The 15,537-nt window shown below is 73.7% G+C and carries 17 protein-coding genes, 2 pseudogenes and 1 riboswitch; of the genes and pseudogenes, 13 read left to right on the top strand and 6 right to left on the bottom strand.

The annotated features are described in order from the left end of the window. Positions 1 to 190 (top strand): annotated as a pseudogene (locus AB0K43_RS30470) (hypothetical protein); the annotation flags it as partial. 65 nt (positions 191 to 255) lie between these two features. Continuing rightward, positions 256 to 933, top strand: coding sequence for a DUF4232 domain-containing protein (locus AB0K43_RS30465; RefSeq protein WP_363645477.1), 678 nt, complete (start codon positions 256 to 258; stop codon positions 931 to 933). Between the two features lie 23 nt (positions 934 to 956). On the opposite strand, the gene AB0K43_RS30460 is transcribed toward AB0K43_RS30465, so the two are convergent. Then, positions 957 to 1,616: a hypothetical protein gene (locus tag AB0K43_RS30460; RefSeq protein WP_363645475.1), complete on the bottom strand. Its 660-nt coding sequence runs from the start codon at positions 1,614 to 1,616 to the stop codon at positions 957 to 959. Between the two features lie 223 nt (positions 1,617 to 1,839). Here AB0K43_RS30460 and AB0K43_RS30455 point away from each other — a divergent pair, with 223 nt between their 5' ends. Then, positions 1,840 to 2,157: an SHOCT domain-containing protein gene (locus tag AB0K43_RS30455; RefSeq protein ID WP_363645473.1), complete on the top strand. Its 318-nt coding sequence runs from the start codon at positions 1,840 to 1,842 to the stop codon at positions 2,155 to 2,157. 21 nt (positions 2,158 to 2,178) lie between these two features. Here the strand turns inward: AB0K43_RS30455 and AB0K43_RS30450 are convergent, their stop codons facing one another. Next, entirely contained in the window at positions 2,179 to 2,475 is a 297-nt protein-coding gene (locus tag AB0K43_RS30450) for a hypothetical protein (protein WP_363645471.1), read from the bottom strand. Between the two features lie 123 nt (positions 2,476 to 2,598). Then, on the bottom strand, positions 2,599 to 3,789 hold the full coding sequence (locus AB0K43_RS30445; RefSeq protein WP_363645469.1) for a M20 family metallopeptidase: 1,191 nt from the start codon (positions 3,787 to 3,789) through the stop codon (positions 2,599 to 2,601). A 241-nt stretch (positions 3,790 to 4,030) separates the two neighbouring features. Here AB0K43_RS30445 and AB0K43_RS30440 point away from each other — a divergent pair, with 241 nt between their 5' ends. The 4 genes from AB0K43_RS30440 to AB0K43_RS30425 all read left to right on the top strand — a co-directional run bounded on the left by AB0K43_RS30440 (position 4,031) and on the right by AB0K43_RS30425 (position 9,227). After that, on the top strand, positions 4,031 to 5,443 hold the full coding sequence (locus tag AB0K43_RS30440) for a family 2B encapsulin nanocompartment shell protein (protein WP_363645467.1): 1,413 nt from the start codon (positions 4,031 to 4,033) through the stop codon (positions 5,441 to 5,443). Between the two features lie 294 nt (positions 5,444 to 5,737). Further along, the gene (locus AB0K43_RS30435) at positions 5,738 to 6,436 is read left to right on the top strand and encodes a hypothetical protein (protein WP_363645465.1); all 699 of its coding nucleotides are present in this window, start codon (positions 5,738 to 5,740) and stop codon (positions 6,434 to 6,436) included. A gap of 69 nt (positions 6,437 to 6,505) precedes the next feature. After that, the gene (locus AB0K43_RS30430; RefSeq protein ID WP_363645463.1) at positions 6,506 to 7,273 is read left to right on the top strand and encodes a hypothetical protein; all 768 of its coding nucleotides are present in this window, start codon (positions 6,506 to 6,508) and stop codon (positions 7,271 to 7,273) included. Between the two features lie 250 nt (positions 7,274 to 7,523). Further along, positions 7,524 to 7,697, top strand: a riboswitch (M-box (ykoK) riboswitch). A 363-nt stretch (positions 7,698 to 8,060) separates the two neighbouring features. Continuing rightward, positions 8,061 to 9,227, top strand: a complete 1,167-nt coding sequence (locus tag AB0K43_RS30425; RefSeq protein ID WP_363645461.1) for a magnesium and cobalt transport protein CorA — start codon at positions 8,061 to 8,063, stop codon at positions 9,225 to 9,227. Positions 9,228 to 9,272: 45 nt separating this feature from the next. On the opposite strand, the gene AB0K43_RS30420 is transcribed toward AB0K43_RS30425, so the two are convergent. Together AB0K43_RS30420 and AB0K43_RS30415 are read right to left on the bottom strand one after the other, a co-directional pair. After that, entirely contained in the window at positions 9,273 to 10,280 is a 1,008-nt protein-coding gene (locus tag AB0K43_RS30420) for a magnesium and cobalt transport protein CorA (protein WP_363645459.1), read from the bottom strand. Between the two features lie 143 nt (positions 10,281 to 10,423). Then, positions 10,424 to 10,966, bottom strand: coding sequence for a universal stress protein (locus AB0K43_RS30415; RefSeq protein WP_363645457.1), 543 nt, complete (start codon positions 10,964 to 10,966; stop codon positions 10,424 to 10,426). Between the two features lie 203 nt (positions 10,967 to 11,169). On the opposite strand from AB0K43_RS30415, the gene AB0K43_RS30410 reads away from it, so the two are divergent. Further along, the gene (locus tag AB0K43_RS30410; protein WP_363645455.1) at positions 11,170 to 11,967 is read left to right on the top strand and encodes a VOC family protein; all 798 of its coding nucleotides are present in this window, start codon (positions 11,170 to 11,172) and stop codon (positions 11,965 to 11,967) included. An 18-nt stretch (positions 11,968 to 11,985) separates the two neighbouring features. Further along, the gene (locus tag AB0K43_RS30405) at positions 11,986 to 12,282 is read left to right on the top strand and encodes a hypothetical protein (protein WP_363645453.1); all 297 of its coding nucleotides are present in this window, start codon (positions 11,986 to 11,988) and stop codon (positions 12,280 to 12,282) included. Positions 12,283 to 12,318: 36 nt separating this feature from the next. Here the strand turns inward: AB0K43_RS30405 and AB0K43_RS30400 are convergent, their stop codons facing one another. Continuing rightward, positions 12,319 to 13,587, bottom strand: coding sequence for a family 16 glycosylhydrolase (locus AB0K43_RS30400; RefSeq protein ID WP_363645451.1), 1,269 nt, complete (start codon positions 13,585 to 13,587; stop codon positions 12,319 to 12,321). A gap of 243 nt (positions 13,588 to 13,830) precedes the next feature. Between AB0K43_RS30400 and AB0K43_RS30395 the strand changes: the two genes are divergently transcribed. The 4 genes and pseudogenes from AB0K43_RS30395 to AB0K43_RS30380 form a co-directional block, all read left to right on the top strand. Then, positions 13,831 to 14,415, top strand: a complete 585-nt coding sequence (locus AB0K43_RS30395) for a Uma2 family endonuclease (RefSeq protein ID WP_363645449.1) — start codon at positions 13,831 to 13,833, stop codon at positions 14,413 to 14,415. An 85-nt stretch (positions 14,416 to 14,500) separates the two neighbouring features. Further along, on the top strand, positions 14,501 to 14,806 hold the full coding sequence (locus AB0K43_RS30390) for a GNAT family N-acetyltransferase (RefSeq protein WP_363645447.1): 306 nt from the start codon (positions 14,501 to 14,503) through the stop codon (positions 14,804 to 14,806). A gap of 35 nt (positions 14,807 to 14,841) precedes the next feature. Then, positions 14,842 to 15,291 (top strand): OsmC family protein, encoded by a 450-nt coding sequence (locus tag AB0K43_RS30385; RefSeq protein ID WP_363645445.1) that lies wholly within the window; start codon positions 14,842 to 14,844, stop codon positions 15,289 to 15,291. Beyond that, positions 15,284 to 15,537: pseudogene (locus AB0K43_RS30380) on the top strand (pirin family protein); the annotation flags it as partial. The gene AB0K43_RS30385 and the pseudogene AB0K43_RS30380, both read left to right, overlap by 8 nt.

Genomic DNA, 15,537 nt, shown 5'->3' with positions numbered 1-15,537 from the left:
CGAACACCTCACCCCCGACCAACTCACCCACCTCTGCGACCCCACCACCTACACCGGCGCCGCACCCACCCTCGTCGACCACGCACTCGACGAGCACTGCCACACCGATCACCGCCACACCGATCACCGGTGCCCCGATCACGGTTGCCCCGATCACCGTTACGCGGTCGGGACAGATCCGGTGAACTGATCCCTGTCGCCCCCGCGTGTGAGGGGGCAGGGCCGGTGCACGGCCCGGACCATCCAGGAGGACTGATGAACCGGCGTACTTCCCAGGCTGTCGTCGCGGCCGTGACCATGGCGGTGCTCGCCCTGGCCGCCACCGGGTGTTCGGGTGGCCCGGCGAAGGACGCAGCGCCCGCGGCCGCCGGGAGCGCCGGCACCCCGGCCGCCGACGGCACCGGGTCGGCCGGCGGCGCGGCACCGGCCACCACCGGTGGCGCGACCGCGAAGGCCCCGGCCGCCACCCCGGCCGGTACCCCGGCCGCCGACCGCTGCCACACCGCCGACCTCAAGGCCGACATCCAGCTCCAGGGCGACCGGCCCGGCTCCGCCATGCTGATGCTGGTCAACCGCAGCGCCCGCGCCTGCACCGTGTACGGCTACCCGGGCCTCGGCGGGCTGCTGGCCGACAACAGCCGGGTCGAGCTGACCACCAACCGGGTGCCCAACCCGGGGCAGCCGTCCCGGATCACCCTGAAGCCCGGCACCACCGCCTTCGCCGGGCTGTCCTGGTCCTTCTGCAGCAAGTCGGACGCCGACTGCAAGGTGCTGGCCGGCCTGGAGCTGACCCCGCCGGACGAGACCACCCAGCTCATCGCCACCGTGCTCGGCACGGACGCCAAGCCGGTCAACGCGCTGACGGTCTCCAAGGCCGGCATCCGGGTCGGCTCGCTGCAGCCGGCCGGCCAGGGCGTACTGTTCAGCAGCTGACCCCGCCCGCGGCCCGGTCCGGGTCATGCGTCGGTGCCGCCGGGCCGGCCCGGGGTGCGGCCGGACCAGAGCGGCTCGACCCGCTCCCAGGCCGGCTCCCAGGCGGCCCGGGCCCGGCGGTCCACCATGCGGTACCGCAGGGCGCAGGCCACGCCGGCCGCGACCGCCAGCCCCGAGGAGCTGAGCAGCCCGGTCACGACGGCGCTCAGTACGATGTCGGTGCCCGAGCGGGGTGCGGGCGCCGCCTGGCCGCCGTCGTCGACCCAGACCGGCACCTGGCTGCCGGCCGCCGTGCCGGACGGGACCGAGACCCAGCCGCTGACCTGCCCGGCCTGCGGGTAGCTCCAGCTGGCCTCGACCAGCACGCTCTCGGTGCCGTCCACCGGCGAGCCGGCCGTGCCGTCGGGCACCGCCGTCGCCAGCGTGGTCGCGGTGGTCCGGTGGCGGTGCAGGGCCTCCGCGGCCGCCTCGTGCCGGCCGCTGTCCCAGGTGAGCACCGCCAGCAGGGCGCCGGCCGCCAGCGCGGCCGCCAGCGCCAGCACCAGCCCGGCCACCAACCTGCTGCGGGCCCGGTCCGCGCAGCGGCACAGCGGGTTGCCGTCCCGGCCCACCGCCCGGCGCAGGTGCTCGCGGAGCGTGGTGTGTGCGGTCGGCGGTCCGGACTTCGGTGCTCTGCGCGCCATGGTGCTCCTCCTCGGCCGGGAGTTGCCGGGTGCGGCACGCGGGCCGCAGGGCACGCGCGTACGTACCTGCCTTCCAGTCTCGCGCGCCCGGCCGCGCAAATCATCGCGGGAGCTGGATCGCGGGCGCCGGCCCGGTCCGCGGACGCGCTCCGGACGGCTCGCACGAGGCGCACCATGGAGACAGGGCCCGTCGTTCCCGGCCCGGCGTCCGAGGAGGCGTGAGATGGTCCACCAGTGGCACCGCGGGGGGATGGGCGGCTGGGGGTACGGCCTGGCGGCGCTGCTGCTGCTCGGCCTGGTGGTGGTGATCGTCCTGGTCGCCGTGCTGCTCTTCCGCCAGCTCGGCGGCCGGGCCCCGGCGGGGCCGGCCGGACCTGGCGGCGCGGCCGGACGTGGCGGCGCGGGCGGCCCCGGCGAGGCGGGCGGACCGGCCGAACAGCGGCCCGCCCCCGAGCAGTTGCTGGCGGAGCGGTACGCCCTCGGCGAGATCGACGACGAGGAGTACCGGCGCCGGCTGGCCGTGCTCAGACACCCCGGGTGACCGCCCGGCTCCACGGCGCGCTCAGAGTGCCGTGCCCTCGGCGAGCGGGAGTTCGGCGCCGTCCAGCTCCAGCACGCAGGTGAGTTCCTCGCGCCCCTCGGCCGGATGCTCGATCCGCACCGCGAACGGGCGGGCCGGGTCGCCCGGCAGCTCGCCGGTCAGCAGGTCGTCGTCGGTGCCGTGCCGGTGGCCCAGCCGGTGGAAGTCGACCTCCTTGCCGTCGACCAGGAGTTCGTACTCGGTCCGCCAGCCGGCCCGGAGGTTGAGCGTGATCGAGTGGCCGGCGCGGTCGAGGTGGAATCGGCGATGACGGCTCATGGCTCGCTCCGTCCCGGGGTGGGTCGTCCCTCGCTGCTCCTCCATGCTCCCCCCGGCTGCCGGCCACCGCCCTCGGGGCCGCCGCCCCCGGCGGAGGGTCGGCGGCCCGGCGCTCCGGTGGGGTCAGCGGCGCAGCGCGAGCGAGGCCAGCAGCGCGGCGCCGTCCGCCAGCACCGCCTCGTCGAAGGCGGCCTCCGGCGAGTGGTTGTACGGCGCGCTGCCCGGCTCCCGGCCGGGCAGCGTGGCGCCGAGGAAGAAGTACGCGCCGGGCACCCGGTTCAGTACGAAGGAGAAGTCCTCGGAGCCCGCCAGCGGCTGCGGGAGCTCGGTGTAGCGGTCGGCGCCGAGCAGCTCGCGGGCGGTCTCGGCCACGAAGGCGGCCTCCGTCGGGTGGTTCACCGTCACCGGGTAGTCGTGCCGGTACTCCACCTCGACCGCCAGGCCGTGCGCCTCGGCGATCCCGCGCACCACCCGCGGCAGCACCTCGGCGGCCCGGGCGGCGGCCTCCGGCGAGAAGCTCCGGACGGTGGCCACGAAGGAGGCCTCGTCCGGGATCACGTTGTGGGCGTCCCCGGCGTGGAAGGTGCCGACCGTGACCACCACCGGGTCGAACGCGGAGAACGACCGGGTCACCGCGGTCTGCAGGGCGGTGACCATCTCGCAGGCCGCCGGGATCGGGTCGAGCGCGGCGTGCGGGGAGGAGCCGTGGCCGCCACGGCCGCGGACCAACACCCGCAGCCGGTCCGCGGCCGCCATGATCGCTCCGGGGCGGCCGCCCACCACCCCGCTCGGCAGCAGCGCCGAGGAGACGTGCAGCGCGTACCCGGCGGCCACCGGGCGGTCCTCCCCCGCGGCGGTCAGGACGCCCTCCTGCACCATGATCTCAGCGCCGCCGTCGCCCTCCTCGCCGGGCTGGAACATCAGCACCACGTCGCCCGCCAGCTGCTCGCGGCGCTCGGCCAGCAGCCGGGCCGCGCCGACCAGGATCGCGGTGTGCAGGTCGTGCCCGCAGGCGTGCATCCGCCCGGGCAGCACCGAGCTCGGCAGGCCGGCCGGCGCCCGCTCCTGCACCGGCAGGGCGTCCATGTCACCGCGCAGCAGCACGGTCGGCCCGTCGCCGGCGCCGCGCAGCACGGCGGTCACCGAGTCCAGCCCGGTGCCCGTGCCGATCTCCAGCGGCAGCCCGTCCAGGGCGGCCAGCACCTTGCGCCGGGTGAGCGGCAGCCGCAGGCCCACCTCCGGCTCGGCGTGCAGGTCCCGGCGCAGGGCCACCAGCTCCGGTTGCAGGGCGCGGGCGGCTTCCAGCAGGTCCATCTCGGACTCCTTCGGAGGCGGTACGGGAAGTGACGCTCGAACGCTAACCCAACCTCTTCTAGATTCACTCGTTCGAGCGGCGATGGCTCCTCCGGACGGCTCAGTGGACCCGTGAAGATCTAGTGTGCCGGTTAGGCGGATCGGTCCTCCGATTCGGCCACTTTGCCTTTGACGAAGCACATCTGATGCACCGCCAGGAGATTCCGGCGGTGTGCCGATCCAGACGAAGGAGCCCCTGCCGATGCCCGTGGACGCAAGCCCGGAGACACAGCAGGTACAGCAGCCGCAGTCGAGCCTCACGACCGCGGCCGCCCGAAATCTCGCCACCACCACCAAGTCCGCCCCGCAGATGCAGGAGATCACCTCCCGCTGGCTGCTCAAGATGCTCCCCTGGGTGCAGACCGCGGGCGGCGCCTACCGGGTCAACCGGCGGCTCACCTACACGGTCGGGGACGGCCGGATCGAGTTCGTGAAGTCCGGGCCCGAGGTCCGGGTGATCCCGCGCGAGCTCGGCGAGCTGGCACTGCTGCGGGGCTTCGAGGACGTCGAGGTGCTGACCGCCCTCGCCGACCGCTGCGTGCAGCGGGACTTCGGCCCCGGCGAGGTGCTGGCCGAGCGCGGCGAGAGCGCCGACCAGATCCACCTGATCGCCCACGGCAAGATCAACAAGGTCGGCACCGGCAAGTACGGCGACACCACCGTGCTGGAGACGCTCGGCGACGGCGACCGCTTCGGCGAGCAGGGCCTGCTCGACACCGAGGCCAACTGGGAGTACACGGCCACCACCCTGACCTCCGGCACCGTCCTCACCCTCGCCCGGCGCGAGTTCGAGGCCGTCCTGGCCGGCTCGCCCGCGCTCCAGGCCCACATCGCGGAGTTCCGCTCGCTGCCGCTGCAGCGGCAGAACGAGCGGGGCGAGGCCGAGATCCCGATGTCGGCCGGCCACACCGGCGAGTTCGAACTGCCCGGCGCCTTCGTGGACTACGAGCTCAAGCCGCGCGAGTACGAGCTGAGCATCGCGCAGACCGTGCTTCGGGTGCACACCCGGGTCGCCGACCTCTACAACCAGCCGATGAACCAGACCGAGCAGCAGTTGAAGCTCACCATCGAGGCGCTGCGCGAGCGCCAGGAGCACGAGCTGATCAACAACCGCGAGTTCGGTCTGCTCAGCAATGCCGACTTCAGCCAGCGGATCCAGACCCACTCCGGCCCGCCCACCCCGGACGACCTGGACGAGCTGCTGAGCCGCCGGCGCGACTCGGAGTTCTTCCTCGCCCACCCGCGCACCATCTCCGCGATCGGCCGCGAGCTCAACTCCCGCGGGCTCTACCCGGACCACGTCGACCTCAACGGTCACAAGGTGCCGGCCTGGCGCGGCGTGCCGATCCTGCCGTGCAACAAGATCCCGATCACCAAGGAGCGGACCAGTTCGATCCTGGTGCTGCGCACCGGCGAGGACAACCAGGGCGTGATCGGCCTGCACCAGACCGGTATCCCGGACGAGTACCAGCCGAGCCTGTCGGTCCGCTTCATGGGCATCGACGAGAAGGCGATCATCTCCTACCTGGTCACCGCGTACTACTCCGCCGCGATCCTGGTGCCGGACGCCGTCGGCGTACTGGAGAACGTCGAGATCGCGCACGGCCGTAACTAGTCGATATGTGAACAGGTTGACATGACGTCAGGCGGCACCCGTCCGGGCCGCCTGACGTCCGTTCTGCCACCAGCCGCACAGAGCACCAGGAGAGGGGACGGCGTGCAACCAGCTGTCGGTCCGGTGGACGCCACCGGCCATCGCTCGATCCCTGCGCGCGAGTTACCGCCGCGCGTGCTCCCTTCGGGCCGGGCACCGGCTCCGCGCGCGTCAGCGGGGGGCCCGGCTCCATCGGCGCTCCCGGGCCGGGCTCCCGCGGGGCACCGCACCCGGGTCGCCGCGGCGGCGGTCGGGGTGGCCGCCCTGTACACCCTGCTGGCGGGGGCCGGGGCGGCCGCCGCGCAGGAGCGGCCGTCCGCCCACGGGCCGACCACGCACGGGCCCGGCCGGCCCGGGCCGGTGCTGGAGGCCTGCCTCTCGATCGAGGCCGGGGTCTCCGGGGCCCGGGTCGAGCTGGAGCTGGACCTCGACCTGCGGGTCGAGCTGTCCGCCTGGCGGCCGCCGGGGCACCATCCGAGCCGTCCGCCGCACCCGGGCAAGCCCCCGCGGCCGTGTCCGCCGCCGCCCTGCCCCAAGCCGACCCCCACGCCGACGCCCAAACCGACGCCGACGCCGACGCCCACCCCGACGCCCACGCCCACCCCGACGCCCACCCCGGCTCCGACGCCCACCCCGGAGCAGAGCACCCCGCCGCCGCCTCCTCCGCCGCCCAAGCCGGCGCCCCGGCCCGCGAAGCCCACCCCGGCGCCGACCCGCCCGACGCCCCAGGCGGTCGTCCCGGTACCGGAGACCAGCCCGCCGGCGCCGCCCCCGCGGCCGGCCCCCAAGCCGATCCGGCTGCCGCCGCCCGCCCCCGTGGCCGAGGCGAAGCGGCACCAGGGCACCCCGCCGACCACCACGATGCTGCTGGTCACGGTGCCGGCGGTGCTCGCCGCCGCCGCGCTCAAGCCCCGCTCCGGGTCCTCCCGCGGCGGCCGGAGCAGCCGGTCCTGACCGGTCCTGACCGGTCCTGGGCCGGCACCCCCACCGCTGACCACCGATCACCTGGACAGGAGCTTTGTCATGTCGGAATGGCTCGCCCTCGCGATCGCCATGCTTGCGACGTGCGCCGTCGTCGTGGCGGTCGTCATGCTGAGACACCGCCGGGTCACCGAGGACGACGACCCGACCGAGACCCCCGACGTCATCGAGTACATGACGATGATGATCGGTGTGGTCTACGCGATCGTCCTCGGCCTCGCCATCGCGGGCGTCTGGGAGGCCCGCAGCGCCGCCCAGGACGACATCCTCCGGGAGGCCCAGTCGCTGCACGAGGTGAGCGAGCGGGTGCAGGTCTACCCGGCCGACTACCGGGACAAGATCCGCTCGGACGTGAACGCCTACGTCACCTTCGTGGTCGACACCGAATGGGCGTACATGAAGTCGAACGGCGAGATCTCGCCGCGCGGCACCGAGCTGCTGCAGCAGCTGCGCGCGGACGCCGCCGCGCGCACCCCGCAGAACGACCTGGAGGCGCAGACCTACCAGCCGATGATGGACCGGATCGCGATCGTCGACGAGACCCGCAACTCCCGTGGCCAGAGCACCGGCCCGACCATGCCCGGGGTGGTCTGGTTCGGCCTGATCGTGGGCGCGCTGGTGACCGTGGGCATGATCTTCACGCTGCAGATCCGGCGCTCCGGCCGCGAGCTGTTCCTGGCGGGGACGTTCAGCGCGCTGATCGGCTTCCTGCTGTTCCTGATCTGGGACTTCGACGACCCGTTCGGGCGCGGCATCTCGGTCACCACCCAGCCCTTCCTGGACCTCTTCCCGACCATCGGCGGGGGCTGACGGGGTCGGACGGCCGACCGGTGGTGAGGGGCGCGCGGCCTGCCGCGCGCCCCTCACCGTTCTCTGCCCAGGTCGAGCCCGGGCGGCCGAATGGGTCATCTTTCACATGACGGACAAATCACCGCAGTGGATCGCACCGACGCCGGCGATTCCCGTTCCGGTAGCGCGATATGACGGGCCGTCAGGCCGTCAGCCGCCGCCGCGTGGTCGAGCGCCGCATCCGGCCGGGGCTAGACTGGGAGAAGTTGTGCAGGCACCTCGTTCGGTGAGGCGTCGCCACGGACACAGGCCACTGACCCCACGACGTCGAGAGACGCCCAGGTTCAGGACAGGTCTCCCCGGCCTAAGGGGTGACCCCAAGTGGCTGCACCCCCGGGTGCTACGCCGTGGCGTGCCAAAGCTCTGACGAGTTCAGGGGTGCCCACCCGGTCCGCGGGCGTGTCCGCAGGAGTCCGGGGGTCTCTCCTGTGTGCCGTGTTCCGGCGCCCCCCGCGGGCGCCCGACGGCGAGGAGGTGAGAGCAGTGGAGTGCAGTAGTCCGGGCCGAAGTCGGCCCCACCCCGGGACGGCCTCGTCCGTTCCCCGCTCCTCGCGCCCTGCCTGCCTCGTGCTTCCCGCACCCCAACGCGCCTCCCGACGCTGACCCACCCGGTCCGCACGGACACCCGCGCGGGTGCCGGACCACGGCCGGGGCGCCCCCACCCGCCCGTCCGGCTCCGCTGCCGGCCGCATCCGCCGGCCGCGTCACCGGGGCCAGGGGCGGACACCGATCCGTGGAGGTTCCTGCCATGTCCGACTGGCGAGTGCGCGCGGTGCGCGCCGGCAAGCGCCCGTTCAGCCGTCCCGCCGAGCCCGCCCCCGCGGTCGCGGTGCTCGCGCCCGAGCACTCGATGGACCCGCGCACCGAGCACCGGACCGAGCCGATCTCGCTGGAGCGCTCGGTGGTGGACGCCGCGGTCTACCGCGACGGGCACCGGATCGAGCAGCCGACCAGCCTGTCCGAGATCTACCAGCAGGTACCCGGCAAGCCCGGCACGATGACCTGGATCGGACTGTTCCGGCCCGCCGAGGAGCAGCTCACCGAGGCCGCCGAGCGCTTCGGGCTGCACGAGCTGGCCGTCGAGGACGCCATCGTCGCCCACCAGCGCCCCAAGCTGGAGCGCTACGGCGACACCCTGTTCGTGGTGCTGCGGGCCGCCCGCTACCTGGACGACGACGAGGAGGTGGACTTCGGCGAGATCCACCTGTTCGTCGGCCCGGACTTCGTGCTCACGGTCCGCCACTCGCAGTCCCCCGACCTCTCCACGGTCCGCCGGCGGCTGGAGGACGACCCGGAGCTGCTGGCGCTCGGCCCGGAGGCGGTGCTGTACGCCGTCCTGGACGCGGTGGTCGACGGCTACGCCCCGGTCATCGCGGGGCTCCAGCACGACATCGACGAGATCGAGACGGAGGTCTTCGGCGGCGAGCCCGGCGTGTCCCGGCGGATCTACGAGCTCTCCCGAGAGGTGATCGAGTTCCAGCGGGCGACCCGTCCGCTGCTGGACATCATGGCCAGCCTGGAGGCCGGCTTCGGGAAGTACGGCACCGACCAGGAGCTTCAGCGCTACCTGCGCGACGTCGCCGACCACGCCACCACGGCCGCCGAGCGGGTCGACGGCTTCCGGCAGATGCTGCAGAACATCCTCACCGTCAACGCGACCCTGGTCTCGCAGGCGCAGAACGAGGAGATGAAGCAGCTGGCCGAGGCCGGCCACGCACAGAACGACGAGATCAAGAAGATCTCCTCGTGGGCCGCCATCCTCTTCGCCCCGACCCTGATCGGCACCGTCTACGGCATGAACTTCGACACCATGCCCGAACTCCACTGGGCCTTCGGCTACCCGTTCGCGATCGGCCTGATGGCCCTGGTCTGCGCCACCCTCTACCTGGTCTTCAAGCGCCGCGACTGGTTGTGACCGCCACTGCGGGCGCGCACCGGGGTCGAGGGCCGCGGGCGGGCGTCAGAGCCAGTCGTTGCGGCGGAACGCCCGCAGCACGTACCCGCAGACCACCACGATCAGCAGCAGTGCGGCGGGGTAGCCGAAGGTCCAGTGCAGCTCCGGCATGTGGTCGAAGTTCATGCCGTAGATCCCGACCACCATGGTCGGCACCGCGACCAGGGCGGCACCGGCGCTGATCTTGCGCATGTCGGTGTTCTGCTGGAGCGAGAGCCGGGCGACGCTGGCGTCCAGGATGCCGGAGACCAGCTCGTCGAAGGAGGCGATCCGCTCCTTGGCCTGGAGGTGGTGATCGGCGACGTCGCGCAGGTAGGCGCCGATGCCGGCCGGCACCTCCGGCAGCGAGCCGTCCGCCAGCCGGCGCAGCGGCGGGCCGAGCGGCACCACGGCGCGCTTGAACTCCAGCAGCTCCCGCTTGAGCTGGTAGATCCGCCCGATGTCGTCGGTGCGCTCGGGCGAGAAGACGGCGGTCTCCAGCTCCTCGACGTCCCGCTCGAAGGCGTCCGCCACCTCCAGGTACCGGTCCACCACGTGGTCGGCCACCGCGTGCAGCACCGCCGTCGGCCCGAGTGCCAGCAGCTCGGGGGCGGCCTCCAGCTCCCGGCGGACACCGCCCAGGGCCGGGGCGCTGCCGTGCCGGACCACGATGGCGAACCCGGGGCCGGCGAAGACCATGACCTCACCGGTGTCGACGATCTCGCTGGTCGCGGTGACCTTGTCGTGCGCGACGTAGACGATCGTCTTCAGCACCAGGAACAGGGTGTCGCCGTAGCGCTCCAGCTTCGGCCGCTGGTGGGCCCGGACCGCGTCCTCCACGGCCAGCGGGTGCAGCTCGAAGGCCGCCGCGATCTCGGCGAACTGCTCGGCGGTGGGCTCGTACAGGCCGATCCAGACGAACCGGCCCGAGCGGTCCGCTATCAGATCCAGCGCGTGGGAGAGATCCACCGCCCCCGGCCGGCGGCGGCCGTCCTCGTACAGCGCGCAGTCCACGACCGCCTGCGAACCCACCACGCCACCGCCTTCCGGACCCGGCACCGCACCGTGGCCCCACGGCCCGCCAACCTACCCGGACCGGCCGGGCGCGGTGAACCACCCTCCCGGCGGCGTCCCGTCGCGGCCCTGTCACGGCGCGGCCCTGCCGCGGCGCAGCGCGGTCAGCGGCTCGGGAGCGGCTCGGCCGGCAGGTGCCAGCGGTTGCGGCGGTGCAGCTCCGCCAGGTCGTGCTGGAGCACGGGCCGCGGCACCGCGAGCACCGCGCATCCGGCCCGCCGCACGCAGTACCCGGTCACCGACGGGCGCAGGCCACGGCGCAGCAGGCCACCGCCCGCGCCGACCACCAGCAGGTCGCCGGGCCGGTCCGCGGTCCGGACCAGGACGTCGCCGGCGTCGCCGCGGACCGCCTCGGCGGTCAGCCGGACCCCGCTCGGCGCGCCGCCGAAGGCCGCGTCCAGCGCCTCGGCCAGCCGGCCGACCGCGGCCTCCCGCCAGAACGGGAGCAGGGGCGGGCAGGGGGCCCGCCGGTAGGCGAGCTCGCCGCCCTGCGGAGCCCAGGCGAGCACCGCGAGGACCTCGGCCCGGCGGCCGGCCGCCTCGGCGCGGGCGGCCTCGGCGACCGCCCGGTGCAGAGCCGCCAGGCTGCCCAGCGATCCGCTGACACCCACCACGATCCGGTGGCCGCCGTCCTGCTGCCCGTCCATGTCGGTTCCGTTTCCTCGGTCGAGTCGGTCGGCTCCCAGCCAAGTGCCGGCCGGGGCGCCCGGGCCCGGTGTTGACGCCTTGCTGACGGCGCGGACCGCCGTTCGAACGCTTCCCTGACGCCGCCGCCCGCCCCCGGGCGCCGACGCGCGCGCGCCGCGCTCCGATGACAGGCTGGCTGCCAGCGACCCTCGAAGGGAGTCTCATGCTCACCACCCGATTCGTTCCCGGCTCCCCGTGCTGGCTCGACCTCGGCGCGCCCGACGTCGGTGCGGCCACGGCCTTCTACACCGCGGTGTTCGGCTGGGAGCCGCAGGACTACGGCCCGGAGGCGGGCGGGTACACCGCCTTCCGCCAGAACGGCAAGACGATCGCCGCGGTCGGCGCGCTCAGTGAGGACGGCGCCCGGTCGGCCTGGATGCTCTACTTCGGGACCCCGGACGCCGAGGCCGCCGCGGAGACCGTGCGGCGCCTGGGCGGTACCGTGCGGCTCGCCCCGACGGACGCGGGCGAGGAGGGGCGGCTGGCCCAGTTCACCGACCCGCAGGGCGGCCAGTTCGCGGTCTGGCAGGCCGGCAGCACGGCGGGCCTGGAGGCCACGGACGAGCCCGGCACGCTGTCCTGGACGGAGCTCTACACCACCGACGCGGAGGCGGCCAAGTCCTTCTACGGCGAGCTCTTCGGCTGGCAGGCCGCGCCGATGCCGATGCCGGGCGACGAGGGCACGTACTGGCTGCTGACCCCCGCCGGGCTCCCGCAGGATCGGATGCACGGCGGCCTGATGCAGCTGCCCGCGGAGCACCTCACGCTCAACGGCGGGCGGCCGTACTGGCACCCGGTGTTCGCGGTGGCGAACACCGACGCGACCGTCGCCAAGGTCACCGAGCACGGCGGCAGCGTGCAGATGGGCCCGGCGGACGTGCCCGGGGTCGGCCGGCTGGCGGTCTGCGTCGACCCCTCCGGCGCGGACTTCGTGGTGCTCGAGCCGGCTCCGCCGAGCTGACCGGCCGGGCCGGCTCCGGTGCGCCACCGCCACAGCTTCCGCCTGGACCGGGCGGGGCACGCGGTCCAGGTGAACATCCGCTCCGGCCTGCTCACCGAGACCGAGCTGCTGGTGGACGGGCGGGAGATCGCCTTCCACCGCGAGCGTGGCCCCGGTGCGCTGCCGAGGACGCTGGCCGGCGCCCATCCGGACCGGCCCGACGCGCCCTACCTGGTCCGGATCGACCGCCCGGCGCCCGGCTCCGCCGTGCTCCGCTGCGAGCTGGAGTTCGGCGGCCGCCGGCTGCCCATGGCGGAGTGCACCGCGACGCCGTGAACGCGGGCCCGGCGCCGCGTTCACCGCGTCACCGCGTCACGGGGTGAGCGTCCACTTCTGGTTGCCGCCGCCGGTGCAGGTCCAGATCTGCGCGGCGGTGCCGTCGGCCGAGTTGTTCCCGGTCACGTCCAGGCACTTGCCGGCCGGCGGGTTGACCACGTCATGGGTGGTCGGGTTGTACGCCCACTGCTGGGCGCCGGTGCCGTTGCAGTCCCACAGCTGGACCTTGGTGCCGTCCGCGGTGCCGGCCGAGGCGACGTCCAGGCACTTGCCGAGCGCGCGGATCGTACCGTCGGTGCCCACCGTCCAGCGCTGGGCGGGCGTCCCGTTGCAGCCGTAGAGCTGGACCTTGGTGCCGTCGGCGGTGCCGGCGGCGGCCACGTCCAGGCACTTGCCGGCCAGGCCGGTGAGGCTGCCGGTGCTGGGGCCGCCGCTGCCGGCCGTGCTGACCCGGACGTAGTCCACCACGAGCTGCTGCGGGAAGGCGGTGGAGCCGTCCGGGTCGCCGGGCCAGTAGCCGCCGACGGCGAGGTTGAGGATCACGAAGAACGGCTTGTTGAACACCCAGCTGCGGCCGCCCAGGTCGGCGGGGGTGCGGCGCTGGTAGACGGTGCCGTCCACCGACCAGCTGATCGAGTCCGGTGCCCAGTCGACCGCGAAGGTGTGGAAGGCGTCCGCGAACGCCTGGCCGCCCGGCAGCGTGTAGCCGGCACCGATGCCGCCGCTGCCGGAGTACCCGGGGCCGTGGATGGTGCCGTGCACCGAGCCCGGCTCGAACCCGACGTTCTCCATCACGTCGATCTCACCGCTGTTCGGCCAGCCGACCTGGCCGATGTCGTCGCCGAGCATCCAGAAGGCCGGCCACATGCCCTGCCCGCGCGGGATCTTCATCCGGGTCTCGACGTGCCCGTAGGCCTGGGCGAACCGGCCGGAGGTGTTCAGCCGGGCCGAGGTGTACTGGCAGGTGCCGTACCAGCACTGGTAGTTGGCGGGGTTCTCGCGGCGGGCCGTGATCACCAGGTGGCCCTGGCCGTCCAGCGCGGCGTTGGCGTTGCCGGCGGTGTAGTACTGCCGCTCGTGGTTGTTGACGTTGTCGCCGGTCTCGACCTGCCACCGGGCGCCGTTGACTGCGGCGCCCGCCGGGCCGTCGAAGTTGTCCTCGAAGTTCACGGCCGCCGCCGCTGCCGCCGGGGCCGCGACCGGGGCCGCGGCCACCGGGTCGGGGGCCCAGCCGAGCGCGGTGGCGATGGCTGCGGCCACAAGAAGTGTGGCCCAGAAGGGTCGTCGACGGGTCGCTGAGGACATCGGGCATCGCCTCGATCCGGTCGTGAAGAAACGCCAACCCGCAGGCGGCGAAGGAGGATTGACGGTCTCCTCGGCAGGAGTCGGGTCGGGTGCCGGTCCAGACCTGTCTTCAGGAAGTGAACTCCGATGACCAATCCCTGTCAATAAGTTGCACACCGGCCGACATCACGGCCTCCGCCCGACCGGCGGCCGCGCACCACTAGGCTGGGGCCGCACGGAGCCGGATCCCCGAGAAGGCGGCAGATGGACCACGCCAGGAGGCGCGCGATCGCGGAGCGGCTCGAGGCACACGCCCCCGAGCGCGCGTGGGCCACGGAGATCAGCGGGGGCGAGATCATCGTGCTGATGAGCCGCGGCAACCTGCACGAGCTGACCAGGTATCACCTCACCAGGCAGCTGGCCCGCCAACCGGGCGGTTCCGGCGGGGATCTGATCGCCCATGGCGGGGCCGACGTCGAGGACCAGGAGTCCGGGATCAGGCGCCGCCCGGACGTCATGGTGCTTGCGGAGAGCGCCTTGGCGACGGGCGACGCCGTCCACCCCCGCGAGGTGATCACGGTGGTCGAGGTGGTCTCCGAGTCCAATCCGGAGAACGACTACGAGGGCAAGATGCGCGACTACCCCACGATGGGCATCCCGCACTACCTGATCATCGACCCCCGCAACGGCACCGGACTGGTCCTCTCCCTGCCGCGCGACACCCCCGAGGGCCGCCGATACGGCACCCGGCGCGAGTTCCGGTTCGGCGAGCGGGTCGGGGTCGGTGCGTACGAGATCGACACCGTCGGCTTCTTGACGTACCCGAACGCGCTCCGGGGCGGGCCTTGATCACAAGCTAGTTGAAGCGTAAACTACTTCTGTAGCCCGGACCCCGGCGATGGGCGTCGGATCACCCGCAGCAGGAGGCACCACCATGACGGTCAGCGTGACGGACAACCCGGAGCGGTCCCGGTTCGAGGTCTCGGACGAGGGTGAGCTCGCCGGGTTCGCCGAGTACCACCGCTCCGAGGGGGAGATCGCCTTCATCCACACCGAGATCGACCCGGCCTTCGGCGGTCGGGGCCTCGGCGGGGAACTGGCTCGTGCCGCCCTCGACTCGGCCCGCGAGCAGGGCCTCGCGGTCCTGCCGTACTGCCCGTTCATCCGCGGCTGGCTCGGCAAGCACCCCGAGTACGCCGAGCTGGTGCCGGCCGACCGGCGCCACCGCTTCGGCCTGTGAGCACGCGCTCGGGAGGGACCTCGGGAGGGATGGAGATGGACAGCACCACCACGTACGCCCGCGCGGCCGCCGCGGTCGCCACCAGCACCGGCGAGGACTACCGGGTGGAGGTCCGCACCGGCCGGCACCGGCTCGCCGCGGACGAACCGGAGTCGGCCGGGGGCGCCGACACCGCGCCCACCCCGATCGGTCTGCTGCTCTCCGCGGTGGGCTCCTGCACCGCGATCACCCTGCGGATGTACGCGCACCGCAAGGACTGGGCGCTGGAGACCGTACGGGTGCACCTGGGGTACGAGAAGGGCTCCGACCGGACGGCCCGGATCACCCGGCGGATCGACCTGGTCGGCGACCTGGACGAGGCGCAGCGCGCCCGGCTGCTGGACATCGCCGAGCGGACCCCGGTGACCCTCGCGGTCCGCGGCGGCACGCCGATCGTGCCGCTCGACCCGCACCCGACGACCCAGGAGGCCGGTGGCCATGAGTGACCTCGCCCCCCGCGAGCCCGCAGCCGCCCCGCCCACCGTCCGCGGTGGGCGCGAGGAGGTCGGCGCGCACCCCGTCCGGGAGTTGCTGGCCCCTCGGGAGACCGCGCTCGGCGGCAGCACCGTGGTCCGCCGGCTGCTGCCGAACCTGGGCCGGCGGATGGTCGGCGCCTGGTGCTTCGTCGACCACTACGGCCCGGACGACATCGCCGACCAGCCCGGCATGCAGGTCCCGCCGCACCCGCACAT

The sequence above is a fragment of the Kitasatospora sp. NPDC049258 genome (assembly GCF_040678895.1).
Taxonomy (GTDB): Bacteria; Actinomycetota; Actinomycetes; order Streptomycetales; family Streptomycetaceae; genus Kitasatospora.
Note: the sequence above shows the minus strand (reverse complement) of the source record. Positions and strands in the feature narration are given on the sequence as shown.

Bases quoted from the DNA above. Each gene is read 5' to 3' on its own strand.
- AB0K43_RS30395 (WP_363645449.1), top strand. From the start codon at position 13,831: ATGGACCACGCCAGGAGGCGCGCGATCGCGGAGCGGCTCGAGGCACAC.
- AB0K43_RS30440 (WP_363645467.1), top strand. From the start codon at position 4,031: ATGCCCGTGGACGCAAGCCCGGAGACACAGCAGGTACAGCAGCCGCAG.
- AB0K43_RS30450 (WP_363645471.1), bottom strand. From the start codon at position 2,475: ATGAGCCGTCATCGCCGATTCCACCTCGACCGCGCCGGCCACTCGATC.
- AB0K43_RS30385 (WP_363645445.1), top strand. From the start codon at position 14,842: ATGGACAGCACCACCACGTACGCCCGCGCGGCCGCCGCGGTCGCCACC.
- AB0K43_RS30415 (WP_363645457.1), bottom strand. From the start codon at position 10,966: ATGGACGGGCAGCAGGACGGCGGCCACCGGATCGTGGTGGGTGTCAGC.
- AB0K43_RS30400 (WP_363645451.1), bottom strand. From the start codon at position 13,587: ATGTCCTCAGCGACCCGTCGACGACCCTTCTGGGCCACACTTCTTGTG.
- AB0K43_RS30465 (WP_363645477.1), top strand. From the start codon at position 256: ATGAACCGGCGTACTTCCCAGGCTGTCGTCGCGGCCGTGACCATGGCG.
- AB0K43_RS30390 (WP_363645447.1), top strand. From the start codon at position 14,501: ATGACGGTCAGCGTGACGGACAACCCGGAGCGGTCCCGGTTCGAGGTC.
- AB0K43_RS30425 (WP_363645461.1), top strand. From the start codon at position 8,061: ATGTCCGACTGGCGAGTGCGCGCGGTGCGCGCCGGCAAGCGCCCGTTC.
- AB0K43_RS30430 (WP_363645463.1), top strand. From the start codon at position 6,506: ATGTCGGAATGGCTCGCCCTCGCGATCGCCATGCTTGCGACGTGCGCC.
- AB0K43_RS30460 (WP_363645475.1), bottom strand. From the start codon at position 1,616: ATGGCGCGCAGAGCACCGAAGTCCGGACCGCCGACCGCACACACCACG.
- AB0K43_RS30410 (WP_363645455.1), top strand. From the start codon at position 11,170: ATGCTCACCACCCGATTCGTTCCCGGCTCCCCGTGCTGGCTCGACCTC.
- AB0K43_RS30445 (WP_363645469.1), bottom strand. From the start codon at position 3,789: ATGGACCTGCTGGAAGCCGCCCGCGCCCTGCAACCGGAGCTGGTGGCC.
- AB0K43_RS30455 (WP_363645473.1), top strand. From the start codon at position 1,840: ATGGTCCACCAGTGGCACCGCGGGGGGATGGGCGGCTGGGGGTACGGC.